Genomic DNA, 25,552 nt, shown 5'->3' with positions numbered 1-25,552 from the left:
CGAATACCTCGGCTGATGTGATTTTATGTCTGCAGGCCGAGTTCGATGTGGAAGTGGCTACCCTTGCTGGAGGAGTCAAACCAGATACGCCCGCCGAGACGCTCGACGATACTCCGGGTAATATTCAAACCTAGGCCGGTGCCGCCGAATACCCGGGTTGTCTCGGAGTTGGCCTGGGTGAAGCGCCCAAATATCTGCTCTTGAAAGTCTTCCGGAATACCCTCGCCCTCGTCGGAGACCGTGATCTGAACAGAATCACCTTGCCGTCGCACGGCGAGACGAATCACCCCATTTTTTGCTGAGAATTTTGCGGCGTTGGAGAGCAGGTTGGTAATGGCCTGTGCCAGGCGGTCGGCATCGGTGAGGATAAAACAACCCTCCGCCCGGTCAGTGATTTCCATTTTCACCTGGTAGCGTTCGGCATAGGCAGTATTGTCTTTGAGAATACGTTCCATCAGGGGCATGACCTCGGTGGAGACGAGGTGAAAAGACATGCCTTCGTTGGTGATGATTTTTTGCACGTCCAGCAAGTCATTGACAATGCGCATCAGGCGATCGATGTTGTTAACAGCAATATCAATAAGGTTGTGGGACTCGGCGTCGAGTTTGTCGGCCTTGGTGCCCTGAAGGAGTTTAATCGAGCCCATGATGGCGGTTAGCGGTGTTCGCAGTTCATGACTGACCGTGGAGATAAAGTCGTTCTTGAGTTTCTCGACCTTGTCGCGTTCACTGATGTCACGCAGGAAACAGGCATAAACCGTCTTGTCTTCAAGCGGCACGGGTGCCCGTAGCAACTCGAGCCTGAACAGGCCACCTTGTCTGTGCCGACCATTCAGGTTAAGTGCCTGTTCCGGGTGAGTGCCGATGTCGGGTAGTAAGGGTTCTTCATCAGGGTTATCCAGCAGGTTGTGCAGGGTCTTGCCGATAATCTCATCGGCGCAATATCCAAAGAGTTTTTCGGCAGTCTTGTTGAAGGTCAGTATGGTGTAGTGTTCATCGACGGTCACAATGCCTTCGACGGCATTATCAATGAGGGCGGCGTTGTGCGCGGAGAGGTGTTGCAGCGCCAGGGTTCGTTGCCGCACGCGGTCTTCAAGGTCCTCCTGGACCTGGTGCAGATCGCGCAAATTAGCAGCCAGTTTATTGGCCATATATTCGATATTATTGCTGAGTTGCGCCACTTCGCTGACCTGACTATGTGGCCAGTCCAGTGTATGTTGCTGGAGAATCTTTTCCGGCAGGTCCTGGCTGAGCCGGGAAAGGCTGATCAGGGGTCGGGCAAAGAGATAACTGATAATCAGCGAGACGATGACGGCAATCACGGTAATAGTGACCATCAACAGCAGGGTTTGTGTGTGCAGGGCATGTAGTGCATCAATGACCGGTGCCGCCGGGGCGCTGACAACAACTGTGCCGATCCCATGTTGCCCCACAGGCACCTTGATGAAATACAGCGATGATCGCCACCAGAGCATGTGTGCCATGCCCTGGCGTGGTGGCAGCCACTGGTAGAGTTGATCGGAACGTTTGATGTTACGGCCGTTACTGAAAAAATCGTGTGGCGGCCGGTCTCCCTCGGTATTGAGGACGACCTCGCGTTGGCGGGTAACCAGGCATATCTCGGCGCCATCCTGTTCGGTACTGCCCGAAATGCGTTTCAGGGTCTCGGCGGTATCGGGGATACCTTGTACGCGAACATAGTCCCTGACGATAGCGCCGCGTAGTTGCAGTTTTTCAGTCAGGTGCGTCTCCAGTGCTACCAGTTCGACACGACTTTGGTAGACAACAATGGCGAGGCTGGAGATAAACACGCCGGAGATGATCAGCGTGAAGAGGAGTTCACGACTGGAAATACGGGGCAGGTCAATGCCCAGAAGCCGGGGCAGGCGTTTATCGAGACCGAGGAAGATCAGGATAAACGTCGCGATAATGGCATTAAACACCCCGTTCACCGGCTGTTTGAGCATGATGAAGGCGGCCTGGGTAGTGTCCATACCGATAAAATGGTTGTAGAAGCCCCAGATTAACGGCGCGCCGCATACCGCCCAGTAGACGATATCGGCGAGTACCAGCCCGCGCAGGCGGGTACCCTGCAGGTAAGCAACGACCAGGGCCTCGAGGGTAAAGATGATCAACGCATAAGGGTGGCCCCATAGATATATGGTGTAGCTACCGACAATAATGGCGATGAGAGTGGCAGCCAGTGTGCCGAGTAAACGAATGGCCAGCAAGACAGCGATGCTGCCAAAGAGAAAATCCACACCGAAAAACAGTGAATAACTACTGAAATTGCCAAGCAAGCCCAGCACGATGAGTGCGAGGCCTACGTACCAGCGGTATTTATCGGGTTGAACGTGCATACTGGCTATCGGGTTTCCATCATACCGTGAATAACAGCATTTATAGAGATAAAAGGAAATAAACTATACTTTTGCTAAAGTTATTATCTCTGACAGCTTAAAGAATCTATCAATAAAACGCTATGGATCTACTGACTCAAGGGCTGCTGGGTGCGGCCCTGGCACAATCTGCCGCCAAACCCACGGAAACACGTCTGGCAACCGGTATCGGCTTTGCCGCCGGCTTACTGGCCGACGCCGATGCCCTGATCTATTCGTCAACGGATAGCCTGCTGACGATCGAGTATCACCGTCACTTTACCCATTCGGTATTTTTTATCCCCTTCGGTGCCTTGATCGCGGCCCTGATCTTATGGCCGTTGTACAGGAAGCACCTGGGTTTTCGACGCCTGTATCTGTTTTCCCTGCTTGGCTACAGCCTTAGCGGGTTGATTGACGCCTGCACCAGTTACGGTACCTATTTGCTTTGGCCCTTGTTAGATGAACGGCTGGCCTTTCACATCATCGCCATCGTTGACCCGATCTTTACCCTGGCGCTGATCATCGGTGTGGTCATGGCCTGGCGACGTCGTAGTTGGCGTCCCGCCCGCTGGGCCCTGGTTGTGGCGGGGGGGTATTTGCTGCTGGCGACTGTGCAATTGCAGCGGGCCGAATCGGCAATCGAGTCACTGGCCGCTATGCGTGGACACACCCCGGCACGGCTCATCGCCAAACCTAGTTTTGGTAATATCGTGCTCTGGCGCGGCATTTATGAAGCCAATGGACGGTTTTACGTCGATGCCGTGCATGTCGGTCTGCAGCCGCGGATCTATTCGGGGTCTTCAATAGACAAGTACATCCCCGCGCGCGATGCCCACGACCTGCCGTCAGGGTCGGTGTTATACCGGGATATCTTGCGCTTTCAGGAGTTCTCTGCCGATTATATCGCCCTGCACCCAGAACGGCCGAACGTGCTCGCCGATATCCGTTACTCTATCCAGCCGGATAGTCTGTTGCCCTTATGGGGCATAGAAATGGACCTGTCTCGACCGCAGCAGCATGTCCGTTTCCGTGTGTACCGTAGCCTGAATAAAAAACGACGGCAGCGGTTTTTTGCGATGCTGATGAATGAAAATCCTGGCGCTGAAGAATAATCGTGGCAAAGTATGCAGGGGCTATATTTTTTATGTGATCAATTTATCCTCCGCGCAGGTTGTTTTTTTCATCGGCATTATCTTTATCGCCTATACGATAAAGGGCCTGTTGGTTCCGTTACTCGCCAGGTATGTAGGTAATCACCTGCATATAGAGATCGCGCAGAAAAGTTTTAACCGGGTGACCAGCCTCATGCTGATGATTGGCGGGCTGATGTTAATGATCAAATGATCGGGCCTTTAGCGAAGCGATACTTTAAAATATTGCGAGTAGGCGATGCCCATAGAGGTGGCGAGATGAAGGGTATTAAAAGTGTTTTGATTTTTACTGCGATAGTCTTGCTGCTGTCGCTCGGTTATTTTATTTATGCCTACAATGTTTATCCTGGCATTCCCGAACGTGAAACCTATCTGACCGAGATCGGTGAAGGCTTTGGTGAAGTGGGCCTGTGGGCCTTGTTGTTTATTTATGCCCGCACCCTGCTGAAGATCCTGCTGGGCAAGGGTGCCATAGCGCACCGGCTGTTACCGGATTATTCACCTGAGATCAGTCTGCCGGTATTTCAGCCACTATTGGGCTTTCTTGATCGCAGCCATGTCTATGTCGGTATCGCCACCCTGGCGGTGATCCTGCTGCATATGTTTCTGATGGGGATACCCTTCGATATATTATTCTTTCCTGCGGTGCTGGCTTTGTTGATTTGGCAGTCTTTGTTTGGTCTGTTTCTGGCATGGCGTTTCACGCCAAAGCAGTTAAAGAAGTTTTCCTACCTCGTGCATGCACAGCTGGTGACCGGCATTATGATCGGTGTCTTTGCCTGGTTCGGGCACCTGTTGATCGATGACTAGCGTCGCAGGATCGCAATCCAGCGGGCGAGGTTGAGCAGGCTGGCAAGCGAGGCCGAGACATAGGTCAGCGCCGCGGCGGTAAGGATCTTTTTTGCGTGCTGTTGTTCGAGCGCGGAGATATAGCGTCCTTCTTGCAGGATGGGCAGGGCGCGTTTGAAGCTGGCGTCCCACTCAACAGGCAGGGTTACCAGGTGGACGATGGTACCGAGCAAAAGACTGCCAATGCCAATGATAAACATACCCAGGCCAATATGTGGTGAACGTGAGACGAGCACCATAACTGGCAGGGCAAACATCATGAAGGCGCCGAGTTTTTCCGCGCCGCTGGCAAACACCACCAGATGCTGACGCATCTTGAAGGGCATGTAGTCGAGCTGGTGCTGGATGGCATGGCCGACCTCGTGTGCGGCAACCGTAATGGCAGTGAGTGACTTGCCCTTAAAGTTTTGTTCGCTCAGGCGCACAGCCTTGTCGATCGGGTCATAGTGGTCACCAAGCTCGGTCTGCTCCACTTTGACACCCTGCAGACCCAGTGTGTTGACGAGGTGCTCGGCCAGTTCGCCGCCGCTGCCGGGGTAGTGGTCCTGCTCGAGACTATAATGGCGCAAGACCCGGCTGACCCAGTATTGGGGGCCGTAAATCAGGGCAAATAACAATAACAGTGCGGCGATAACAGGAATCATGTGAAGAGTATAAACGTTCTGGATAGCGAACGGAGAATCACACGATTCCTGCCTGCTCTCCGTTACTTGTTCTAATCTCTGCGCAGTTTATCCGAGGTCGCGATCGGTGTCGGGTAACGCATGACGATAAACCACGACGAGACCAGGAAGCTGAGCAGGGTAGTGACCTGGATCAGGTACGAGGCCTCGGTACTGATAACCTTGAGCTCCAATGCCAGAACCGCAATGAACAGTGAGAACTCACTGATCTGGCCTAGTCGCACGCCTGCCTCAAGTGACTTTCCCGAGGCCTCGCCATAACCACGTAGTAGCCACTTGAAACTCAGTGGCTTGATGAGCATGAAGGTGCCGGCGAGGATACTGGCCGGTAGCCAGACCTTTTCGATAATGCCGAGATCGAAACTCGCGCCGAGGGCAAAGAAGAAGATGACCAGAAAGAAGTCACGCAGTGGCTTCAGGCTTTCGCCGATATACAGGGCAATCGGGTTGGTGGCCAGGGCGATGCCGCCGATAAAGGCGCCGATCTCGGCAGACAGCCCCAGCATCACCGCCAGTTCGGCCATGCTCAGGCACCAGCCAATGGCAAGCAGGAAGATATATTCCTGGATGCGGTCGAAGCGGGCGATGAGCCTGAACAGCACGAAGCGGGCAAAGGCCCAGGCGAACAGGATCAGGCCAATCAGGGAGCCAAGCAGTTTGAAGATTTCCAGGAGAGGGAAGGCATTTGCCCAGTCGGCCGGCAACAACATCAGGATGAGGATGGCGAGGATATCCTGCAGCAGCAGGATACTGATAATGATCTCGCCCATGTGTTGATGATGCAGCACCGTGGTTGGCAGCAGCTTGAGGCCGATAATCGTACTTGAGAACATCATTGCCGCACCGATAACGAGGGAATCTGTCAGGGCATAGCCAAACAACAGGGCAATGCCGGCACCCAGGCCAAGAAAGCCCATGGCACTGGCACCCGTGACATAGACTGACTCCCTGAGCATGTGGATCAGTTTCTGTGGTTGCAGGTTCACGCCGAGCAGGAACAGCAGAAAGATGATGCCGATATGAGAGAGCCCCTGGATAATCTGCGGATCCGAGACGATGTTGACGCCAAAGGGTCCAAGCAGGATGCCAAGACCGATATAGACGATCAGCAGGGAAAGGCGGGCATACAGGGCCAGGGTCGCGAGGATTGCCGCACCGGCAAAGATCAGGAAGATGGTAAAAATGATAGGTTCGCTAGGCATGCTGTCGCTTGTGTGTTGCCAGGGATGATACAAGCTTAGCGTACCGGACAGTTCGCGTCACGCCATCATCCCGGCGGGGGCAGGGGCGAAAAGTGTTAAACTGGACTGAAGTTTTCACTCCGTGCTGTCGATACACAGTCTATGACCATGCCACATAAAGCCTTGTATGCCATTTTTGGGTGGGCCTTCTTTGCCACAGGGGTGATTGGCGCCTTTTTGCCGGTGTTGCCGACCACGCCATTTATGATCCTGGCCCTGTGGATGTTTTCGAAGAGTTCGCAGCGCTTCCACGACTGGTTGTATCACCACAAGCTGTTTGGTCCATCCCTGCAGCGCTGGCAGCAACACCGGGTCATCCCGCTGAAGGCCAAGTTGCTGTCGGTGTCGATGATAAGTTTCAGCCTGGTGCTGATGCTGGTCTATAGCAGTATCCCGCCCTGGGCCAAGGCGGGGGTTACCCTGTTTATGCTCTACGGAGCGGCCTATGTGTTGAGCAAGCCCTCACAGCCCCCGGGAGAGAAGTCGCCGTAAGGTAACACCCGTTCCCTGTTAGCAGTCCTCTATGGGGAATATGAGATGAACAGCCTGAGGAAGACCGGCAAGTCAGCCTAGTTCAACACTTCCGGGCGCACCATCCAGTTCAGTGCCCAGTGATTATCTTCATAGCGTTCGAGACACACGGCACTGCCCGGGGTAAATTCGGTAAACATGGTCCGTGTATTGCCTAGGGTGAGTTGAGAGACGAGCCTTGCCATAAAGGGCAGGTGGCCGACGATGAGTGTGTCGCCGTTCCATGAGGAAGATAATTGTAAGAACGTTACCGGGTCGTCATTGGGGTTAATGACATCGCTGACGTCGGCTGCCGTGCCTGCAGCGATGGCACTGACGAGGCGCTCGGCGGTTTGCTGGGCTCGTAATTTACCACTGTGAATAATGCGTTCGACACGCACGCCGCTCTTGCGCAGAAACACGGCCAGCCGGTTTACGTCGGTTTTGCCTTGTTCAGTGAGTGGGCGGTTCGGATCGATATCCCTGGTACAGGCCTGGCCGTGTTGTACTAAATACAGTTTCATTCCCTATCCCCCCGGATTGGAACATAGCATAGCAAAGATTCACGGTTTTTGTAGGTGGCGTCTGATGGTTTCCAGTAAGGTGTCGGAATCGATGGGTTTTTGCATAAAGGCAGCGATATTCATGTCCAGTGCTTGTTGGCGGTTGACGTGCTCACTGTGTCCGGTGCAGAGAATAAAGGGTAGCGATGGCGAGAGTTTCAGCATGGCCAGGGCCATGTCAGTACCAAGCAGCCCGGGCATGGTTTGGTCGGAAATCACAAGATCAATCGTGTCCTTGTGTCGTTCAAAATACTCAAGCGCCACCTGGCTATCATTCATGCTGGTTACCTTGTAATGATGCAGTTCCAGTAATTCGCCAAGAAAGTCAGTCAGGGAGGCCTCATCATCAACGATAAGTATGTGGTTATGGTCATGGCTATGGTCATATGTATTACTGGTTGCGGCCGCGGGGTCTTTTGTCTCATCAGGCGCGGTATCAATGACCGCCGGCGGCAGGTAAATACTGATAGTCGTTCCTTTTCCGGGAACCGAGTTTATGCAAGCGTGCCCGCCATGTTTATGAATAATGCCGTGCACCATTGACAGACCCATGCCGGTGCCCTTACCGGTTTCCTTGGTAGAAAAGAAGGGGTCGAATACGCGACTGACAACATCTTCATCAATACCACAACCATTATCGGTAACGTGAATCACTACAAAGTCACCCTTGATAGGTTGTTGGCAGGATGAGCATAAACTGGAGACGTCATAGACGGCCTCTGCCTCTATCCTGATCTCCCCCTGACCTTCCTTAATCGAATCTCTGGCATTCAGACACAGGTTGGTAAGCACCTGGCTCATCATTACAGGGTTGGCGTTGATTATCAGGTCATTGGTAGCGGGTGCTATGTGTAATTTAATATTACTCGGAATGATGGGACGCAACATGGAAAAGGTGTCGGCAAACAACTCTGTTGCCGAGAGATTTTGTTTATGTTTAACATCCCCCTCGGTGCGGCTGTAGGTCAACATCTGTGCGACCAGGCTGGCGGCACGTTCACCACTTTGTTGAATCTGCGCGAGATATCCAGAAAGTTTTTCATGATTCTTGCTGACATCAAGACCGCGTGCGAGCTGGGTAAAACCAATGATGCTGGAGAGGATGTTATTAAAGTCATGGGCGATGCCACCTGTGAGTTGACCGAGGGATTCCATCTTTTGCGCATGCAACAGCTGTTTTTCAAGGGCCTCTCTTTTCTCCAATTCGTCCTTCAGTAATGCCGTGCGCTTGTTAATCCGGTGTTCGAGCATGCTATTAAACTCGCGTAAGTCGGATTCGGCCTGTTCCATGTGATGAATCTGCGTTCTCACCTGTTCACGCATGTTATCGAAGGCACTGGCAAGGTGGCTCAGTTCATCGTTACCGCCGACCGTAATGGTGGTGGCGAGGTCGCCCTCGGCAAGGTTGGTGGCGGAGTTGGCCAGTGAGCCCAGGCGTTTTGAAACAAGAACGTGTAGCAGTAAGGCAATAATCAGAGCGGCAGCCAGCATGAAGCCGCCCTGGAAGGCTGATTGTTTGAAGGCTTGATTGCGCGCAGTGTATAGTTTTCTGGCTATGCTCAGTTCGGTATACAAAATGCCAACATGCTTTATAGGTCGGCCGAAACTATCTTCGATTTTAATGACGATTGGGTAAAAGCCATTTAGCAGCGAGCTGTCATTGCTCCTGAAGGCAATGTGGGGCCGGTTGCTGCTGCGGACCTGGCTGACAACCTTACTGTCAAAGCCAGGAAAAATACTGGCGTGCTGGCCTTCCCAGCTGTAACGATTGGCGATTAATACGTTTGCGTTTTCATCGGCAAGGACAATATGGTTTATCGTGGAATCCATGGCCATAACCGATATATTCAGGCGGGCCTCAGGGAGATTATTTTCAGTTAACAGGTTGTAGAGGATATTCTGTAGACGGGTGATATCCAGTCGCAGTTGTTCTTTTGCCTCGGCGCGTATCTGTTGTTCGGCAAGATCGTTGTTATAGATAAACGTAAGCACCGAGCTGGCTATCGTTACGACAATCAGCAGGGTAGGGATCAGCAGGGTAATGCGTAACTTCATTTTGCATAACAACGGGTGAAGGTTGTATCCAGTGCCGGACTGATGTCTATAAGGCGTGAAAGTTGTTGTTCCTTAAACATGATGCGGGAAAGTGTGTTTGCCGCCCCGAGAATCTCTGGATGCTCACCGCCAAGCAGACGCTGGTTATCGCTGGCCGAGGGCAGAATGAGGCCTGACATCACCGCATCGTAATCCTCAATGTTAATGGCAAGCCGGGCGCTGATGCGTCTGGCGGCATCCTGTTTATTGGTATGCATGTAGTCGAGCGTCCTGTGCCACTGCTTGACCACGTCGCAGAGCTCCTGTCGACGTGCTTGATAGATATCTTCATGAACCACCAGAATGTCAAAAATCTCATTGGGAATATCGCTGCTGTCAAACAATACATGCATACCCTTTGCGGCCAGGTGCGTCTTGATGGGGTCGAAGGTGATGACGGCATCGACATTGCCCTGCTCATAGAAACTGACCTGCTTGCTATCCGACATGGGAAACACCTCGACATCGGCTCGGTTCAGGCTGGCCTTGTCGAGCAGACGGCTTAGCATATAAAGTCCAAGCGGGATATTAACGATAGAGATGCGTGTGCCCTTGAGGTCGGCCAGGCTCTTGATATGGGGGGCCGCCATGACGGCATCACCGCCATGGGAAATATCCATGATCTGCAGAATTCTCAACGGCGTACCATCGTGGATCAGCTCCAGGGTTGCATCGAGTGTCACGGTGGCCAGGTCGGTTGAATGATTTCGAAATGCTTCCATGGTGATATCTGCCGATGGCAATTCAAACAGGCTGACCTTGGTGGTATCGAAGTAGCCCAGGTCGCGCGCCAGGTACAGGGGTTCATAACCGGGCCATACGCTGCTGGCGATGCGCAGTGCCGGTTGTGGCGGCGCTGTATCGCAGGCCGTGAGGACAAGACTAAAACAAAAGGCAGCAATGATGTGCCAGGCGGGGTGGTGAGCAAGTGCTTTGCTTTTCATTCCGGTATTCCTTGACCAGGGTTTGATGACACATGGCTAACCTTGTTTACGGATGCATAAATAATATGCCATATAGTGGCGGTTTTCATGCAATGAGGCCTATTTAACAATAAATTAACAATTTATGCAGGCGTAATGTGGTGTGGTATGTAGGGACTTTCTGGTTACATTCACCCGGAATAAAGCCCTGCCAGTCTCGCCGAACTTTGTTACCATGATCGGCCATTTAAGCCCGGAGTTGTTATGAAAGTTACCATTATCAGCGGTAGCCACCGTCCCCAGGGACAAAGCCACAAGGTCGCGGCATTTATTCAACAGACCCTGCTGGCGGGTATTTGTGAAGAATGCGCCATTGTCAGCCTCGCCGATAATCCCCTGCCGCTCTGGGACCAGGGCGTCTGGGAGGGTGATGAAAAATGGGATGTGCTACTCACGCCGATCCGCGAAGAACTGGCCGGCAGCGATGCCTTTGTCGTGATCAGTCCGGAATGGCATGGTCAGGTACCGGCGGGTCTGAAGAATTTCTTTCTGTTGTTCGGCAAGAATGAACTCGGCCATAAACCGGCCCTGATCGTCACAGTATCCTCGGGTGACGGTGGTGCCTATCCGGTTGCCGAATTACGCATGAGCAGCTATAAGAACAGCCGTCTGTGTTATATCCCCGAGCAAATCATTCTGCGTAAAGTGGAAAGCGTCTTGAATAAAGACCCCGCCGATAACGACGAGCGTTCAAACAGTTATTACCGCGAACGGATCAGCTGGGCGCTGAATATCCTCAAGGCCTATGCCGGAGCCCTTGCACAGGTACGGGAAAGCGGTGTGACCCAGACCGATACATTCAATAACGGGATGTGATCCCAGCAGGAGTCGAAACCCCAATGCCAGTTGCAAACAGTGGTCCATTAACAGACGAAGAAGCAATGGAACTTGATGAGTTCCTGCTTGCTGCCGAGGGCGATGAACAGCGCCTGCCGATAGATGAGGCACATGGTTACCTCACGGGCCTGATCGTCGGCCATGCCCCTTTAAGTATGGAAGAGGCCATGCATGCCGTGTGGGGAGAGCCGACCTTCAAGGATGACGAAGAAAAACAGCACATGACGGATTACCTGGTTCGCCTGTATCAGGACATTGTCCTCAAGCTTAAGGAAGGCCGTTCGTTCGAACCCCTGGCGGTAGAGATCGAGGACGAGGGCGAGATACTGGTGGCGTATGAAGGCTGGTGTTTTGGTTTCATGCTGGCGGTCACCGGCGATGAAGAACGCTGGGGCAAATTGCCGGAAAACGAGCAGTCGCTATTGGCACCTATTGCCAAGCTGGCCCTGTTGTATGCCGATGAGGACGTCGACATGGAAGACGACGAATACGAAATGCTCACCGAGTTGCTGCCGGGTTCGGCAGTCGGACTGTATCAATACTGGCAGCAACAGGCCTGACGCTTCAGGTATTTTGCATGCACTATGATCTACAATTGTTACAGGCCATTATCGTGCGGGCGGCCAGCGAGGAACTATTGCCGCGTTTTGCCCGGGTGGCGCGTGAACACAAGGCCGATGGCAGTTTCCTCACTGAGGCCGACCTCGCCGTGCAACAGCGCATCGCCGCGGAATTGCGGCAACACTGGCCGGAGACGGTCTTTCTCGGTGAGGAAATGACGGCAGAACAGCAGGCCGGTCTGCTGGACTCAGCGCAGCCGATCTGGTGCCTGGACCCCCTTGATGGCACGAGTAACTTTGCCGCCGGTATCCCTTACTTTGCCGTATCACTGTCGCTGCTGGAAAAGGGTGAGGTGGTACTCGGTATTGTCTATGACCCGCTACGCGATGAATGTTTTGCCGCCAGCAAGGAAAGTGGTGCAACATTGAACGGAGTACCCCTGCAGGTGCCCGCCAGTGGTCTGGATTTGCGGCATACCACGGCGATCATCGATTTCAAGCGCCTTGCCCCGGAACTGGCGGTACGCCTGGTCAGTGAGCCGCCCTATGCCTCGCAACGCAGCTTCGGTTCGGTGGCCTTGGACTGGTGCTGGCTGACGACGGGGCGCAGCCATGTTTATCTGCACGGTAGATCGAATATCTGGGATTACTCGGCGGGTAACTTCATCTTTACTATGGCTGGCGGCCATTCCTGTACGCTCGAGGGTGAGCCGCTATTTGTGAACGCCCTGCGGGCGCGCTCCTCGGTGGGGGCCGTCGACCTGCCGCTGTTCAGGGAATGGACGCAGTGGCTGGGAATTGATATCAGACATTAAGCATGGGGCAAACGAAGACACAGATCGGTATCAGTAGTTGCCTGTTGGGCAACAAGGTGCGTTACGATGGCAGCGATAAGTATTGTCAACATATTGCCGACGCATTCGCGGGGCAGTTTGCATTGATTGCCTTTTGCCCCGAGATGGCTATTGGCCTGGGTGTGCCACGCCCACCGATCCGGCTCGTGTCCATCGCGGGTGGGGTCCGGTTACGTGGCGTGGAGGCGCCGCAACAGGATGTTACTCGTGACATACTGGCTTATGTGCAAGAGGTGTCGCCACAACTGGCTATGCTGAGCGGCTACATCTTCAAATCGCGTTCGCCCAGTTGTGGCGTCGCCGATGTACCCGTCTATCGGGAAGATGGCAGCATTGAATCGGCATCCGCGAGCGGGCTGTTTGCACAGGCAATACAGGCGCTGTTGCCGGACCTGCCATGGAGTACTGAAGAGGCCTTGCTGGAAGAAGCGGCACGAACCGATTTTATTTCGCGGGTGTTGCATTACCGCCAGGCAAGACAGGCCTAACCTGTCACGGAGTATAATGATGAAGAGTTTATTAATAGTTGCCCATGGCAGTCGCCGTGAGTCTTCGAATGAAGAGGTCAGAAAGCTGGCGGAACAGATCCGTTCTATGCAGGATCTGGCCGTCGACGAGGTGACGACGGCCTTTCTCGAACTGGCCGAACCTTCCATCCCCGCAGGGCTTGAGGCCTGCATCCAGCGAGGTGCCAGCGAGGTTCTGGTGTTCCCGTATTTCCTCGCGGCCGGTCGCCACGTGGTCGAGGATATCCCGGCCGAGATCGGCCCGGTGCAGGAAAAGTATCCCGCCGTTCGCGTCAGCATTGCGCCGCATCTGGGTATGGCGACTGAGCTGCCGGCCCTGATCGCCGCGAGTACGCTGCAAAAGTAGATTGCCCCGTTACAAATCCATGCTTCCTGCTATCCTGAAGAAGACATGAGTCTTTAACCGGGAGAACACCATGCTCGAATCGCTGGACCCGATAGTCCTGAATTTTGTCTATGCCATACTCGGCGGCGCTTTAACGCTGTTCTTTATGTGGTTGGGCTGCAAGCTATTCAATCACCTGGTGTGTTTCAATATCAGTGAAGAGCTGGCGAAGGGAAATATCGCCGTGGGCCTGATGATCATGGGGATCTTCATCGGCATCGGTATCGCACTGGGGCTGGTGATTGGCCTGGGCCTGAATTAATGCGACTGACTTGCCTGGTGCTGACAGGCTGGTTGTTCAGCCACACTGGCTGGGCGGCCGAGCAGCGCGTCGACTCTGATACGTGGTCCCGGCAATATGATCATCATTTCAAGAAATACACTAAGCGTTACTTCGGTCCGTTTTATGACTGGCACTGGTTCAAGGCCCAGGGGATTGCCGAATCGCATTTGAAGGCGACGGCAGAGAGTCACCGCGGCGCGGTCGGTCTGATGCAAATCCTGCCTTCGACCTATGCCGAGATCAAGGAAAAAAACCCCTACTTCAAGGATATTCAGTCACCGCGCTGGAATATCGCTGCGGGTATTTTTTATGATCGTGAGTTGTACCGTCGTTGGCAGGACTTACCCGAACAAGAGCGTCTGTACCTGGCCTTTGCCAGTTATAACGCCGGCTATGGCCGTATACGGCGTGACTATAAACGTGCGCCCGGGCCAGTCTCCAGTTGGCAGCATATCGAACCTTATATTCCGCTCGAGACGCAGAATTATGTCAGCCGCATCCGTGAACTTAAGGATGCCGAGGAACGTCTGCCACCACGCTGGCAGAAACAACGATTCACGGCGAACTAGGCGCAAGTAGCGAGGCATGCACCCAGCCGCCAAGACCCGTTTGCGTGACCACGACCTGCAGCCAGCGCCCCTGACGCGACAGCGCCAGCAACGAGTCCCCTTGATCAAGCACATGGATGACGGCACTCCCCAGACTGGGTCCTTGGCGGATATTGGCACGCTTGCTTTTGACTGTGCGGATATCCCCCAGTTGTCGCCAGTCAGATATTTTCAAATGGCCGGCGAGTAGCTGGCGAGATTTTTTATCCGTCAGTAACAGGTTGCGCAGGATCAGTCGTACCTCTTCATCACCTGAAGTCAGGCTATCTATATATAAGGGTATGGCTTTGTCGATCGCGGCGGCAACGCCGATACCACCATGGGTATAAAGTGCGGCGAGGGCCAGCCGGGCATCATTATGCTTTTGCGTAGCGGCCTGTTGCCACCAGTACAGGGCCTGTCGGTCATCGACGGCCAGACCGTAGCCATTGTGATATAGCCAGCCAATGTTGTACTGGGCATCGGCATCGCCGGCATCGGCCAGTGGTTGCCAGATGCAGTAGGCAATGGCGTAGTTGCCCGCGCGCATGGCGGCTGAGGCCCGCTGGCTATGCTCTTCGGCCTGTAAGGGGGCGAAGAGCAGCAAGAGCAATAAGACACTGACAAAACGCATAGACGTTGTCCTTGTTTGCCGGGGGAGTCAATAAAGGCTAGCCTAAGGAAGTAAACTATTAAAGCTCTTATCGGCCGGATTTACACAAGTATGAAGCCCATCCTTTATTATGTACACGACCCAATGTGCAGCTGGTGCTGGGGGTTTACCTCGACACTCGAGGCGCTGATCGCGGCCCTGCCCGAAGACATCGCATTTCAGCGCCTGCTCGGCGGGCTGGCCGCCGACACGGATGAGCCGATGGACGAGGAAACCCGCGCCATGGTTCAGGGCAGCTGGCGACGTATCGAGGCGGTGATCCCGGGCATTAAATTCAATTTTGAGTTCTGGGAAAAATGCCAGCCGCGCCGCGCTACCTACCCGGCCTGCCGTGCGGTGCTGGCAGCACGCCGGCAGGGACGCGATGAGGATATGAACAGGGCCATTCAGGCGGCATATTATCAACAGGCGCGTAACCCCTCGGATGACAGTACCCTGCTGGAACTGGCGACAGAACTGTCTCTGGATATTGAACAGTTTCGCGCCGATTTGCATTCAGACCAGACCCGTAAAGCCCTGGAGGCAGAGATGACCCTGGCCGGTGAGCTGCTAGTCGAAAGTTATCCTTCACTCGTACTCAAAAACGGCGAGAGCGAATGGCGGGTCCCGGTAGAGTATAATGATTACAGACCCATGTTAGAGGTGATCGAGGCTGCGCTGACACCCGCGAAATAGAGGCCCTGGGTGTCAACGGGTAAAGGTCAGCAATAATATCTCCAGCCCCTGTCTCGCACAGGGCCATTACTGAGGGCATTTCCAGATAAGTCTGCACCTTGTTTGTTTTATACTCTGCCATATGATGGCATTATTCCCGGACGGTCCTTGATGATGCCGAATAGGCTTCTAAAACATATCTTCTGCATGTGTGCCCTGTTGTTATTGACGACAGGCTTGTCGGTACAAGCGCTGGAACCTGATTCTATTGAGGTGCCGGTACTGGATCAGGAACTGACGGTTACCCGTTTTCCGGCCAGCGGCGAGCAGTTGCTCCTCTGGATAACACCGGGATTTGATTCCGAGACACGCGCCCTGGAAATGGCGGGACAACTGGCACAGCGGGGCATTGAGGTCTGGCGTGTCGACCTCGCAAGCAGCCTGTTTTTACCGAGGAGCACCTCGACCTTACGCGGCCTGAGTGGCAAATATGTTGCCGGCCTGATCGAGCAGGCCCGGGCACAGACCGGTAAACGTATTACCCTGGTGGCGCGGTCTTATGCCGCCATCCCGGTGTTGCGTGGGGCACGGCAATGGCAGATAAACCAGGCCATCAAGGGGCAGCGTGATGCCTACCTGAACGGTGCCATACTCTTTTCACCGGAGCTGTATGCCACGGTACCCGCGCTCGGGCTTGAGCCGGTTTATGTGCCGGAGATAGCGGCGAGTAATATCCCCATCATGTTATACCAGGCCGGCAATCGCGGTAATCGCTGGCAGCTAAGCCATGTGCTTACATCGCTGCAAGAGGGTGGGGCCGCCGTGTATCTGAAGGTGTTAGCGGGTGTCACCGGGGTTTTTTATGAGGGCGACACCAGTGAGGCGGCTGCAAAAATATTTACACAGTTGGTGGATGAGTTGCCTGATGTCATTAGCTTATTACAACAAACGCCCACACCATTAACAGTGGTCGCGCTGCCGGAGAGTCTGCCGGTGCAACAGCATGGCCTGGACAGCAGCCTCAAACCTTATATAGGTAAGCGGCTACCACAGCGGCTCGATCTGCCGGATGTCAATGGGCGACGTTTTGTCCGCGATGATTACAGGGGCAAGGTCACCGTGGTGAATTTCTGGGCGACCTGGTGTCCGCCCTGCGTGGAGGAGATCCCTTCGCTGAATCGCCTGCGTCAGGCCATGCGCGGTAAGCCCTTTGAGTTGATCTCGATTGATTACGCCGAAGACAAACAGAGTATTAAAAAATTCCTGCAGCAGGTAAACGTTGATTTCCCTGTATTACTGGACAGTGATGGCAAGCTCGCCGCGAGCTGGGGCGTGCTGGTATTTCCCTCAACCTTTGTTATCGGCCCCGATGGCACTATCCTCTACGGCGTTAATGGTGGCATCCTCTGGGATAGCCCGGAGGTGATTAACACCTTCAACAGCTTACTTGATAAGTGATTTTTTGAGGATGGTCAGTTGCAGGTCATCACGGCGCGGGAGTCCGAAGCGTTCATCTCCATAGGGGAACTCGGCGTGTTCACCGCTATTGATATAACCACGGCGCTCATACCATCGGAGTAATTCCTGTCGCAGCGTGATGACGGTCATACTCATCGTGGCACAGCCCCATGTATCGCGAGCGTATTGTTCGGCATGGGCAATAAATTGTTTGCCGATACCCTGGCCTTGCAAGCCGGGCTGAACGGTAAACATGCCAAAATGGCAGGTGCCTGCATCACGTCGCAGGTGCGTCGTACCGATAGCCTGCTGCTGTCGATAACAGAGCAGGATGACGTTATTGTCGCTGCCGAGGATATCGCCGATGGCCTGCGGGTCCGTGCGCTGCCCGCCCAACAGGTCTGCCTCGGTGGTCCAGCCTAGTCGGCTGCTATCGCCACGATAGGCGCTGTTTACCAGTGTTGCAATCAGTGAAGCATCGCTGGTTTTGGCTATTCGAAAATACAGGTCTGACATGGTGTCAATTATGATACAGACCATAATGGCCGGCGTCATGCCGGTCTGAATACACTGTGGCAATAAAAGGACTGGCGACTCAGGCCGGTGCGCCAATAACCTTGAGGAAGGAACTTGAGAGTTCGCCACGCCCGGCCTTGTCGAGGATCTCTGTCGCGGTTTGCGCGATTTCCGACAGCGGCCCGCTGAAAAACACCATGCCCAGCTGCAGGGTGGCCGGTTCGTCCGCGATCGGATTTTGTGTGTTCGGGTGTGCGGGCGGCAGGAAGACCATCTTGATCTCGCCTACCTCATTAGGTATTAATTCGCAGCCACCACCGGGGGCAACGAAGGCAAACAGCTCCTCCGGGCTATGCAATGGCACGCTCTCCTCCCTGGACTCAACTCCGCCAACCTTGGCACTGAATTCAACCATAAGGATAGGTTTCATGATGTGCTTCTCCTGTTAGTCTTTTGGTTTACCGGACTTCTGTCCAGTACTATACAACACGGGAAGGAAAGGGTCTGTTAAGAAACAGGTGCCTTATTTTTCCCGGAAGATAATTTCCGTATTCAGCACCCCCTCAAAGTGGCTGTCTATAGTCAAACTACTGGCAAGCTGTTTGACCTCGAACCCCAGCTGCATGGTGGGGTTTGTTTTCTCGACCGTCAGTCGTTGCCCCGGATAATGAATCGTCAGCGTGACATGGTAAGGGTAGTAGCCATCGAGAAACCGGCGGTGGAAGGGGCCATTGACCAGGCTGTAGGTCCGATCAGGGTTCTGGTAGAAAATCCTCACCTCGGCCCGTATGCATAATTCTGCACCCCTGAGCACATCCTTGAGCTGGATAGACTGTCCCTGCCGCTGCGCCGAGCCAATATTGTGCGTAGACGTTATCCGCAGCCCGCGCATCTGCCGGTAGCGATAGACCACCTCTGCCACGGCCACCGCGTCGAGGTGTCGGTAACACTGTGCGAGGTCCACCCAGCCGTTATCAATACTGTTTTCGTCAATGGTCAGGGTATTAACGGAGTGCAGGACGGCCTTTTCCGGCGGGGCAATGAATTGCAGCGTACCCTCGTTGACCTCTGCGCTTGAGGTTTCATCGTCACGGTTAAACCACTCCTCGAGTTGCCCCGGCGTCATGGACTCGTCGGCTGATAGTGATGACAGCAGGGCGAAAAGCAGGATGATCATGCCGCCCCGGGTTGCCATCGGTGTTAGTCGCTTACCTGCCTGCCAGTGCAGGGTGGTCAAACTGAATGCCGGCCCAACCGTGACGCATGAAGGTGCGGATGTTGGCATGGTCCTCGCCACCGGGATTTGCCAGTACATCTTCCCGGTAATATCTGCCGAAGCAGGTCAACGTCTCCTGTTCATTGAGGTCATTTAGCCTTGCGAAGGCAAAGATCTTGCAGGAACCCTCGTTCGCGCCGGCCTCGTTAACTACCATGTCTTCGGCGGCACCGTTTGTGAAACGGCTCCGGGTGTAATCATAATATTCGGTGATACAGTCGATGACCTCGTTAAACTCAACGCTGTCAGGGCTAGTACGGATTTTTTCAATCAGTGTATTGACAGGCATAGGTAAAACCCTGGTGTTATGGATGATCTATTTATACAGACACAGGTAAGCGCTGTCTTCGCCGATCCTGACCTGAAACTTTACATTAGCCTCGACGATGAAGGTCTCGTTCACGGCAATATCACGAAAAGCATCTTCACCGGGCAGCTTTACTGCCATCTGCCCGCTGATCAAAGTCATGTGTTCTATACAGTTGGTGCCAAACTCGTATTCACCTGCGGCCATGACGCCAACGGTGGCCTTGCCACCTTCGGCAGTAAAGGCGAGGGATTTGACCTTGCCATCAAAATAGTCGTTTACGTCAAACATGCTGATCCCTGTTATTAATGATGTGCGCTCGAGGCGAGGATGGTCAGGGCGATCTGCGCATGCTCGGCCGCCTCACGTCCGAGGTCGGTCAGGTAACCGCCGTCGGCCTGTGACAGTAGCCCCTTTTCGTACATGCGCTTGATGGTGTCGACCATGGCCGGGTCGGCGGTCTTGTGTACCTTGATGCCCTCCTGGGTGGTGGTCAGGTTATAACGGGCTAGAACATTGAGTTCTTCTACCAGGTCGGGACTAAAGGGCATGGTCTTTCCTCGGGACGGTTTGCTATGGCCGCTGATTATATAAGTATTACCGAGCAAGGACTAATCGCCTGCCGGAAATATTATGCGCGACATTGCCCGCCGATCGTCTTATTCTTGAACAAGACCCGGTTTGAGCATGATGGAGCGATGCGTCACATGAAGAAAATACTCGTTTTTTTCCTGTTTTTCGTGGTTCCGGCTGAGGCCATGGCGGCAAGCGAGCGGCTTGAGTACCGGCAGCAGGGCATAAGCCTGAATGGCGAAACGGTTGTTGTCCGTTTGCCGCAGGGCTACCATCTGGAGCTGCTGACGGACGAGTTGGACGGACCCCGGCTGATCAGCTTTGCCGCCAATGGTGACCTGTTCATGGGGTCACACTCCGGTCATGTCTACCGCCTACCACCCCCTTACCGTCAGCCCGAGATACTGGTTGAACTGGATGACTACCCGCACAGTGTTGCCTTCCGCGATGGTGAGATCCTCATTGCGCAGACGGCCGGTGTCTACCGTGCCAGCTACCAGCCCGGGCAGAAGACGCTGGCGCCTGAGGCACTGAGCCTGTTGGCCCCCCTGCCGGGAGGTGGTGGGCATAACAGCCGTAGCTTACGCATCGGCCCGGACGGGCGAGTCTATGTCAGCCTCGGTATCAGCGGTAATTGCAGCGACCAATACCTGGGTGATGGTTACGATATAGAGGACCGGCGTGGCGGGGTACTGGTGCTGGATGAAAGCGGCGATAGGCCAATATGGCAGGTCTTTGCCAGCGGCCTGCGTAACCCGGTGGGATTTGACTGGCACCCAGGCAGTGGGATCATGTATGCGAGCAATAATGGTCCGGACCATTGGGGTTTCGAATTGCCACCGGAGTATTTTGCCCGCCTGACCCCGGGTTCCTTTCATGGCATGCCGTGGTTTCAATATGACGGTAAACGGTTACAACGTGACGACTGCATCAACGGCAAACCACCTCGACCGATGACGGCGGTCAGCCTGCCGGCGGCAAGCTTCCCGGCTCGTAATGCACCCATGGCGGTGGCTTTTGTGCCGAAGGGGCATTTTATCCAGGCACTCGAGCATGACGCGATCGTGGCCCTGAAGGGCTCGTGGGGGACACAACCACGCGGTGACGCCTTCGGTAACCCGGCAACACGGCGGGAGCCGAAGCTCGTCGCCGTACGCTTCAGGGGCGGTGAGGTACAGGGAGTCGATGACCTGGTGACCGGCTTCCAGTTTGAGAGTGGTGCACGCTGGGCGCGCCCCGTCGGCGTCGCGTTTGGCCCCGATGGCGCCCTTTACTTTAGCAGTGATAGTGGTATTAATGGCTTGTTCCGTCTGACCAAAATGAACTGAGGCAGGCTGTCCTCTGGCCGTGTCCGTTGTTCAGGGAAAAGGACTTGTGTGATGCATGCCCATAGTCTGACAAAACTATTTGTACCGGGGCTGGCCCTGCTGGGCCTGTTCATGTCGGCACTGGTATCTGCCGATATTGATTATGACCGGGAACGTCAGAGGCTACTCAAGGCGATAGAACAGGACGTCCGCGAGACAGAGATATATATAGGCAAGAGCAGTTTTGACCCCGCCGTTATGCAGGCCATGGGCAAGGTGGCACGCCACGCCTTTGTGCCGGAAGAATATCGCTACTACAGCTACGAGAACCGCCCCCTGCCCATCGGCCATGGCCAGACCATCTCGCAACCCTATATTGTCGCACTGATGACCGATCTCCTGTCGACGGCACCCACTGACAAGGCATTGGAGGTGGGTACCGGCTCGGGCTATCAGGCGGCAATCCTGGCGGAACTGGTCGACAAGGTGTACAGCATTGAGATCATCGATGAACTTGCCGAACAGGCCGCTGCGGTACTCGAACAACAAGGCTGCACGAACGTCCATACCCGCAGCGGGGATGGCTACTATGGCTGGCCGGAGCAGGCGCCCTTTGATGTCATTGTTGTGACGGCCGCCGCCGGTCATATTCCGCCACCGCTGATCAAGCAACTCAAGCCGGGCGGTCGCATGGTGATACCGGTAGGTAGCCGGTTCATGACACAACAGCTGGTGCTGGTAGTAAAGGACGAACATGGAGAAGTCACAACCCGCCAGATCCTGCCGGTAAGGTTTGTACCGCTCACGGGTAAGCACGACTGATTTGTGCCATCTGTAGTTACCCAACACGGAGTAATTATTCCTGGAGTAGTCTCCGGGGGAAGCAGAGCATGACAACAACAGCGCAGCATGCACAGCCGCCATGGTGTTCCATCGCCGTGATCTCGATGACTGCGCTGGCGTATGAGATCCTCCTCATGCGTGTATTTTCGATCATCCAGTGGCATCATTTTGCCTACATGATTATCAGCCTGGCGCTGCTGGGCTATGGCGCGAGCGGCACCTTTCTCACCTTGTTCAGGAACCGATTGTTGCCACGTTATGAGCGCGTCTATCTTGGCAACATAGTATTGTTTGGCCTGTCGGCCTATGCCTGTTACCTGGCTGCCCAGTACATACCCTTCAATGCCGAAGAGATCCTTTGGGACCCACGGCAAGCCGCCAGGCTGGTGGGCATCTATGTCCTGCTCGCATTGCCATTCTTTTTTGCCGCCAATGCCATTGGCCTGAGCTTTATCCGCTACCGGGGTGACATGTCGCGCATCTATGCCGCCGACCTTATCGGTGCAGGGTTTGGCAGCCTGGTTATCATCATCCTGTTGTTTGCCGTACTCCCCGGCGAGATCCCGGCATATATAATGGCGTTGGCCATGCTCGCCGCGGCGCTGGCAAGCTGGGAGTTATACCGGAATAGCCCTGGAATATTTCGTCCGCTGCTGGCGATTTTTCTGGCCGGAATCATCGTGCCGTTTTTCTTGCCAGGCTCATGGACCGAACCGGAAATATCACCTTACAAGGGCCTGCCCCAGGCATTAAGGGTAAGCGGAGCAACCGTGGTTAAGCAGCGTTCCAGTCCACTGGGCCTGGTCACGGTGGTGGAGAACCCTGTGGTGCCGTTTCGACAGGCACCCGGTCTGAGCCTGAATGCACATGCCGAACCCCCTGAACAGGTCGGGGTATTTATCGATGCCGATGCCATGACCGCGATCACGCGCGACAGCGGTGAACGGCAGGCACTGGCCTACCTTGGGCAACTGACCTCGTCACTGCCCTACCATCTATCAAACATGGACGATGTGCTGGTGCTCGGCGCGGGTGGTGGCGCGGAAGTTCTGCAGGCCCGTTATCATGGCGTGACACACATCAGCGCGGTGGAACTCAACAGGCAGATCATCGACCTGTTGCGTGACAATTACCGCGACTTTTCCGGGCAGCTTTATGATGACATGACCATTAAGGTATTTGCAGAAGAGGCGCGCGGTTTTGTTGCCGGTGACGAGGCCTATTATGACCTTGTGCAGTTGGCCATGGTGGACTCGTTCAGTGCCTCATCTGCCGGGCTGTATGCGCTGAGTGAAAGTTACCTGTACACCGTCGAGGCCTTGCAGACCTACCTGGCCCGCCTGAAGCCGGATGGTTATCTAGGTATCAGCCGCTGGATAAAGCTGCCGCCGCGCGACACCCTGCGACTGTTTGCGACCGCCATTGATGCACTGCGGCGCGATGGTATCAAGAACCCTGAACAACACCTCGTATTAATACGCAGCCTGCAGACCAGTACGTTGTTGATCAAGAAAATGCCCTTCACGGCGAACGAGTTGACCATGCTGCGGGCGTTTTGCCGGCAACGTTCTTTTGATGTGGCCTATTACCCGGGCATGACCGCCGGGGAGGCAAATCGTTATAACGTACTGGCAAAGGCCTGGTTTCATATTGGCGCCACCGCCATGCTTGGTGAGGGGCGTGAAGACTTTATGCAGGCCTACAAGTTCAACCTCGAACCCGCCACCGATGACCGGCCGTACTTCTTCCAGTTCTTTAAATGGGCCGTGTTGCCCGAGATCTGGTCGCTGACAGGGCAGGGGGGCATGCCGCTGCTCGAGTGGGGTTACCTGATACTCGTTGCCACCTTGTTGCAGGCCTTGCTGGCCAGTATTGTGCTGGTGTTATTACCACTGGTTTTCTATCACCGGGGCGTTGGGCCACCTGCCGGCACTGCCTTGAGGTTGCGAGCCTTCACCTATTTTCTTGCGCTTGGCCTGGCCTTCCTGTTCATCGAGATCGCCTATATACAGAAATTCATTCTATTCCTGCATCACCCGATCTTTGCCGTGACCGTGGTACTGGCGGCCTTCCTCGTCTTCGCCGGCCTGGGCAGTGCGTGGTCAGGTCGTTTTGCCGCCACCGGCCGTCACGCCAGGGGGGTGGGGTGGTCAGTAGCGATGATAGTGGCCATGGCGGTTGCCTATCTGTTCCTGCTCGGGCCGTTATTTTCATTATTCATTGCACAACCAACAATGATAAAAGTCATTGTGTCTGTTTTGTTGATTGCACCGCTGGCCTTCTGTATGGGCATGCCGTTCCCGCTGGGGCTTTCCCGACTTGCCGAGACAGGCCCCGGGCTGGTGCCATGGGTATGGGGGGTAAATGGTTGCGCCTCGGTGCTCAGCGCGGTACTCGCAAGCCTGCTCGCGATCCATTTCGGCTTCACGTTTGTAATTCTCGCAGCACTCGCCCTGTATGGTCTGGCCGCGATAAGCGCACAACGATGGCTGCGTTAGTATTAGTGATATGCCCGGCCAGGTTTATTTCCAGTCAGTTGCCACGGGAAAGGACTAATCCAGGCAGAAAACGAATCTTGGAAAACAGGGTAAACACACAGGTTCACCAAATACTCGGGATCAATCTATAGCGAACTCTGCTTGCATATTCTCGGTAACCGGTGAGTTCTTCGTGTAGCGTCCGGTCTTCCAACGCGGTCCGAATCACAAGGCTGACAATGGACAGCAGGGCTGGAAGAAATGCCCACCATGAGCCCAGGAGCAGAGGGGTGGATAGGCTCCAACCAAATAGTCCCAGATAGCCGGGGTGGCGAACAAAGCTATACGGACCGGTATCGATTACACGGTGTCCTCGTTCTGTCTGAATCCGAACCGTTTTCTCAAAGAAGGGATTAACTCCCATGGACCACGTAAACAGTGCGGTACCCGGTAGCCAGAGCGCCAACCCCAAGGGCCATAGCCACAAGGGCATCGTTGACCATTCGAAACGGACCGTATCGAATCCCGCGATGACGTAGATTGCCAGGAAGACCGGTGTGAAGAAAGTGAGCCATATCTTATCCCAAAGCTTCGTGCCTTTGCCCAATCGGAGCCGATGCTCGATAACCTCGGGATTTACACGCCGAAGATAGACAAAGTTGATAAACATATACATCGTGACAATCCCGAAATAGAGCCAGCCTTCTACCCAGTCAATTCTCCCTGCGGGCCAGAAGACAATCACAGCGAAAAACCCGAGCCCTGCTATGGAAGCGATGAGCAACCGGGTCGTAGACCATGTTTTCCGTGTAATCATTGGCTTCACTCTTTTCAGGAACATGCGGCTTATCGGCAGTTCTCTACCGTTCTGCTAAATTCGTCCAACTACCGAGTGAGCGACTGGTTCGGATCGTTAACAACCATGTCTGCATTCGGCCATAAGCGGTCACAGCTAACGGTAGAATACGTCGCCCTGCGAT

Annotated in this window: 30 protein-coding genes; 16 read left to right on the top strand and 14 right to left on the bottom strand. The window is 54.5% G+C overall.

The window, feature by feature from the left end:
* Positions 1 to 23: 23 nt before the first annotated feature.
* Entirely contained in the window at positions 24 to 2,360 is a 2,337-nt protein-coding gene (locus EL386_RS12820; RefSeq protein ID WP_126456630.1) for an ATP-binding protein, read from the bottom strand.
* Positions 2,361 to 2,482: 122 nt separating this feature from the next.
* On the opposite strand from EL386_RS12820, the gene EL386_RS12815 reads away from it, so the two are divergent.
* From EL386_RS12815 to EL386_RS12805, 3 genes are all read left to right on the top strand, one after another.
* Complete coding sequence (locus EL386_RS12815; protein ID WP_126456629.1) at positions 2,483 to 3,493, top strand: metal-dependent hydrolase; 1,011 nt, start codon at positions 2,483 to 2,485, stop codon at positions 3,491 to 3,493.
* Entirely contained in the window at positions 3,468 to 3,725 is a 258-nt protein-coding gene (locus EL386_RS12810; protein WP_126456628.1) for a hypothetical protein, read from the top strand. Before EL386_RS12815 ends, EL386_RS12810 begins: the two co-directional genes overlap by 26 nt.
* A 65-nt stretch (positions 3,726 to 3,790) precedes the next feature.
* Positions 3,791 to 4,342, top strand: coding sequence for a hypothetical protein (locus EL386_RS12805; protein ID WP_126456627.1), 552 nt, complete (start codon positions 3,791 to 3,793; stop codon positions 4,340 to 4,342).
* Here EL386_RS12805 and EL386_RS12800 read toward each other — a convergent pair.
* Both EL386_RS12800 and EL386_RS12795 read right to left on the bottom strand, forming a co-directional pair.
* Complete coding sequence (locus tag EL386_RS12800) at positions 4,339 to 5,025, bottom strand: zinc metallopeptidase (protein ID WP_126456626.1); 687 nt, start codon at positions 5,023 to 5,025, stop codon at positions 4,339 to 4,341. The two genes, EL386_RS12805 and EL386_RS12800, sit on opposite strands and share 4 nt — an antisense overlap.
* 71 nt (positions 5,026 to 5,096) lie before the next feature.
* A complete protein-coding gene (locus EL386_RS12795) occupies positions 5,097 to 6,266 on the bottom strand; it encodes a cation:proton antiporter (RefSeq protein WP_126456625.1) in 1,170 nt (389 codons plus the stop codon).
* A gap of 141 nt (positions 6,267 to 6,407) precedes the next feature.
* On the opposite strand from EL386_RS12795, the gene EL386_RS12790 reads away from it, so the two are divergent.
* Positions 6,408 to 6,797 carry a YbaN family protein gene (locus tag EL386_RS12790; RefSeq protein WP_126456624.1) on the top strand — a complete coding sequence of 130 codons (390 nt, stop codon included), beginning with the start codon at positions 6,408 to 6,410 and terminating at the stop codon, positions 6,795 to 6,797.
* A 77-nt stretch (positions 6,798 to 6,874) separates the two neighbouring features.
* On the opposite strand, the gene sixA is transcribed toward EL386_RS12790, so the two are convergent.
* Genes sixA through EL386_RS12775 form a run of 3 tightly spaced genes read right to left on the bottom strand, consistent with a single transcriptional unit; the run spans position 6,875 to position 10,416 of the window.
* A complete protein-coding gene (gene sixA / locus EL386_RS12785; protein WP_126456623.1) occupies positions 6,875 to 7,339 on the bottom strand; it encodes a phosphohistidine phosphatase SixA in 465 nt (154 codons plus the stop codon).
* A gap of 39 nt (positions 7,340 to 7,378) precedes the next feature.
* Positions 7,379 to 9,433: an ATP-binding protein gene (locus EL386_RS12780; RefSeq protein WP_126456622.1), complete on the bottom strand. Its 2,055-nt coding sequence runs from the start codon at positions 9,431 to 9,433 to the stop codon at positions 7,379 to 7,381.
* Positions 9,430 to 10,416 carry an ABC transporter substrate-binding protein gene (locus EL386_RS12775; protein ID WP_126456621.1) on the bottom strand — a complete coding sequence of 329 codons (987 nt, stop codon included), beginning with the start codon at positions 10,414 to 10,416 and terminating at the stop codon, positions 9,430 to 9,432. The genes EL386_RS12780 and EL386_RS12775 overlap by 4 nt, the downstream gene beginning before the upstream one ends.
* 243 nt (positions 10,417 to 10,659) lie before the next feature.
* Between EL386_RS12775 and EL386_RS12770 the strand changes: the two genes are divergently transcribed.
* The 7 genes from EL386_RS12770 (at position 10,660) to EL386_RS12740 (ending at position 14,470) form a co-directional block, all read left to right on the top strand.
* Positions 10,660 to 11,271, top strand: coding sequence for an NAD(P)H-dependent oxidoreductase (locus EL386_RS12770; RefSeq protein WP_126456620.1), 612 nt, complete (start codon positions 10,660 to 10,662; stop codon positions 11,269 to 11,271).
* 23 nt (positions 11,272 to 11,294) lie between these two features.
* Positions 11,295 to 11,852, top strand: a complete 558-nt coding sequence (locus EL386_RS12765; RefSeq protein WP_126456619.1) for a YecA/YgfB family protein — start codon at positions 11,295 to 11,297, stop codon at positions 11,850 to 11,852.
* 17 nt (positions 11,853 to 11,869) lie between these two features.
* Positions 11,870 to 12,667, top strand: a complete 798-nt coding sequence (locus EL386_RS12760) for an inositol monophosphatase family protein (protein WP_126456618.1) — start codon at positions 11,870 to 11,872, stop codon at positions 12,665 to 12,667.
* Between the two features lie 2 nt (positions 12,668 to 12,669).
* Positions 12,670 to 13,194, top strand: a complete 525-nt coding sequence (locus EL386_RS12755; protein ID WP_126456617.1) for a 2-thiouracil desulfurase family protein — start codon at positions 12,670 to 12,672, stop codon at positions 13,192 to 13,194.
* 16 nt (positions 13,195 to 13,210) lie between these two features.
* The gene (locus tag EL386_RS12750; RefSeq protein ID WP_126456616.1) at positions 13,211 to 13,579 is read left to right on the top strand and encodes a sirohydrochlorin chelatase; all 369 of its coding nucleotides are present in this window, start codon (positions 13,211 to 13,213) and stop codon (positions 13,577 to 13,579) included.
* A 70-nt stretch (positions 13,580 to 13,649) separates the two neighbouring features.
* A complete protein-coding gene (locus EL386_RS12745) occupies positions 13,650 to 13,880 on the top strand; it encodes a DUF350 domain-containing protein (RefSeq protein ID WP_126456615.1) in 231 nt (76 codons plus the stop codon).
* Positions 13,880 to 14,470 (top strand): transglycosylase SLT domain-containing protein, encoded by a 591-nt coding sequence (locus EL386_RS12740; protein WP_126456614.1) that lies wholly within the window; start codon positions 13,880 to 13,882, stop codon positions 14,468 to 14,470. Before EL386_RS12745 ends, EL386_RS12740 begins: the two co-directional genes overlap by 1 nt.
* Here EL386_RS12740 and EL386_RS12735 read toward each other — a convergent pair.
* Positions 14,457 to 15,122: an SH3 domain-containing protein gene (locus EL386_RS12735; protein ID WP_126456613.1), complete on the bottom strand. Its 666-nt coding sequence runs from the start codon at positions 15,120 to 15,122 to the stop codon at positions 14,457 to 14,459. The genes EL386_RS12740 and EL386_RS12735 overlap by 14 nt on opposite strands.
* A 90-nt stretch (positions 15,123 to 15,212) precedes the next feature.
* Here EL386_RS12735 and EL386_RS12730 point away from each other — a divergent pair, with 90 nt between their 5' ends.
* Together EL386_RS12730 and EL386_RS12725 are read left to right on the top strand one after the other, a co-directional pair.
* Positions 15,213 to 15,836 carry a DsbA family protein gene (locus tag EL386_RS12730; protein WP_126456612.1) on the top strand — a complete coding sequence of 208 codons (624 nt, stop codon included), beginning with the start codon at positions 15,213 to 15,215 and terminating at the stop codon, positions 15,834 to 15,836.
* 150 nt (positions 15,837 to 15,986) lie between these two features.
* Positions 15,987 to 17,273, top strand: coding sequence for a TlpA disulfide reductase family protein (locus EL386_RS12725; protein ID WP_126456611.1), 1,287 nt, complete (start codon positions 15,987 to 15,989; stop codon positions 17,271 to 17,273).
* On the opposite strand, the gene EL386_RS12720 is transcribed toward EL386_RS12725, so the two are convergent.
* The 6 genes from EL386_RS12720 to EL386_RS12695 form a co-directional block, all read right to left on the bottom strand.
* Positions 17,259 to 17,828 carry a GNAT family N-acetyltransferase gene (locus tag EL386_RS12720; protein ID WP_197722090.1) on the bottom strand — a complete coding sequence of 190 codons (570 nt, stop codon included), beginning with the start codon at positions 17,826 to 17,828 and terminating at the stop codon, positions 17,259 to 17,261. The genes EL386_RS12725 and EL386_RS12720 overlap by 15 nt on opposite strands.
* Before the next feature lie 40 nt (positions 17,829 to 17,868).
* Entirely contained in the window at positions 17,869 to 18,219 is a 351-nt protein-coding gene (locus EL386_RS12715; RefSeq protein ID WP_126456610.1) for a hypothetical protein, read from the bottom strand.
* 93 nt (positions 18,220 to 18,312) lie between these two features.
* A complete protein-coding gene (locus EL386_RS12710) occupies positions 18,313 to 19,074 on the bottom strand; it encodes a hypothetical protein (RefSeq protein ID WP_126456609.1) in 762 nt (253 codons plus the stop codon).
* Positions 18,998 to 19,354, bottom strand: a complete 357-nt coding sequence (locus tag EL386_RS12705; protein ID WP_126456608.1) for a HopJ type III effector protein — start codon at positions 19,352 to 19,354, stop codon at positions 18,998 to 19,000. The genes EL386_RS12710 and EL386_RS12705 overlap by 77 nt, the downstream gene beginning before the upstream one ends.
* A 27-nt stretch (positions 19,355 to 19,381) precedes the next feature.
* Entirely contained in the window at positions 19,382 to 19,663 is a 282-nt protein-coding gene (gene ppnP, locus EL386_RS12700; RefSeq protein ID WP_126456607.1) for a pyrimidine/purine nucleoside phosphorylase, read from the bottom strand.
* A gap of 14 nt (positions 19,664 to 19,677) precedes the next feature.
* On the bottom strand, positions 19,678 to 19,923 hold the full coding sequence (locus EL386_RS12695) for a TIGR02647 family protein (RefSeq protein ID WP_126456606.1): 246 nt from the start codon (positions 19,921 to 19,923) through the stop codon (positions 19,678 to 19,680).
* A gap of 24 nt (positions 19,924 to 19,947) precedes the next feature.
* Here EL386_RS12695 and EL386_RS12690 point away from each other — a divergent pair, with 24 nt between their 5' ends.
* The 3 genes from EL386_RS12690 to EL386_RS12680 all read left to right on the top strand — a co-directional run bounded on the left by EL386_RS12690 (position 19,948) and on the right by EL386_RS12680 (position 24,593).
* Complete coding sequence (locus EL386_RS12690; protein ID WP_197722089.1) at positions 19,948 to 21,273, top strand: PQQ-dependent sugar dehydrogenase; 1,326 nt, start codon at positions 19,948 to 19,950, stop codon at positions 21,271 to 21,273.
* 111 nt (positions 21,274 to 21,384) lie between these two features.
* Entirely contained in the window at positions 21,385 to 22,074 is a 690-nt protein-coding gene (locus EL386_RS12685; RefSeq protein WP_197722230.1) for a protein-L-isoaspartate(D-aspartate) O-methyltransferase, read from the top strand.
* Between the two features lie 68 nt (positions 22,075 to 22,142).
* A complete protein-coding gene (locus tag EL386_RS12680; protein ID WP_126456604.1) occupies positions 22,143 to 24,593 on the top strand; it encodes a spermine/spermidine synthase domain-containing protein in 2,451 nt (816 codons plus the stop codon).
* 103 nt (positions 24,594 to 24,696) lie between these two features.
* Here the strand turns inward: EL386_RS12680 and EL386_RS12675 are convergent, their stop codons facing one another.
* Positions 24,697 to 25,389 (bottom strand): methyltransferase family protein, encoded by a 693-nt coding sequence (locus EL386_RS12675; protein ID WP_172597726.1) that lies wholly within the window; start codon positions 25,387 to 25,389, stop codon positions 24,697 to 24,699.
* Between the last annotated feature and the right edge of the window lie 163 nt (positions 25,390 to 25,552).

Origin of the sequence: Sulfuriflexus mobilis (genome assembly GCF_003967195.1) — a bacterium.
GTDB classification, from domain to species: domain Bacteria; phylum Pseudomonadota; class Gammaproteobacteria; order AKS1; family AKS1; genus Sulfuriflexus; species Sulfuriflexus mobilis.
The sequence above is the reverse complement of the archived record's forward strand: the minus strand, read 5'-3'. Positions and strand labels throughout refer to the sequence as shown.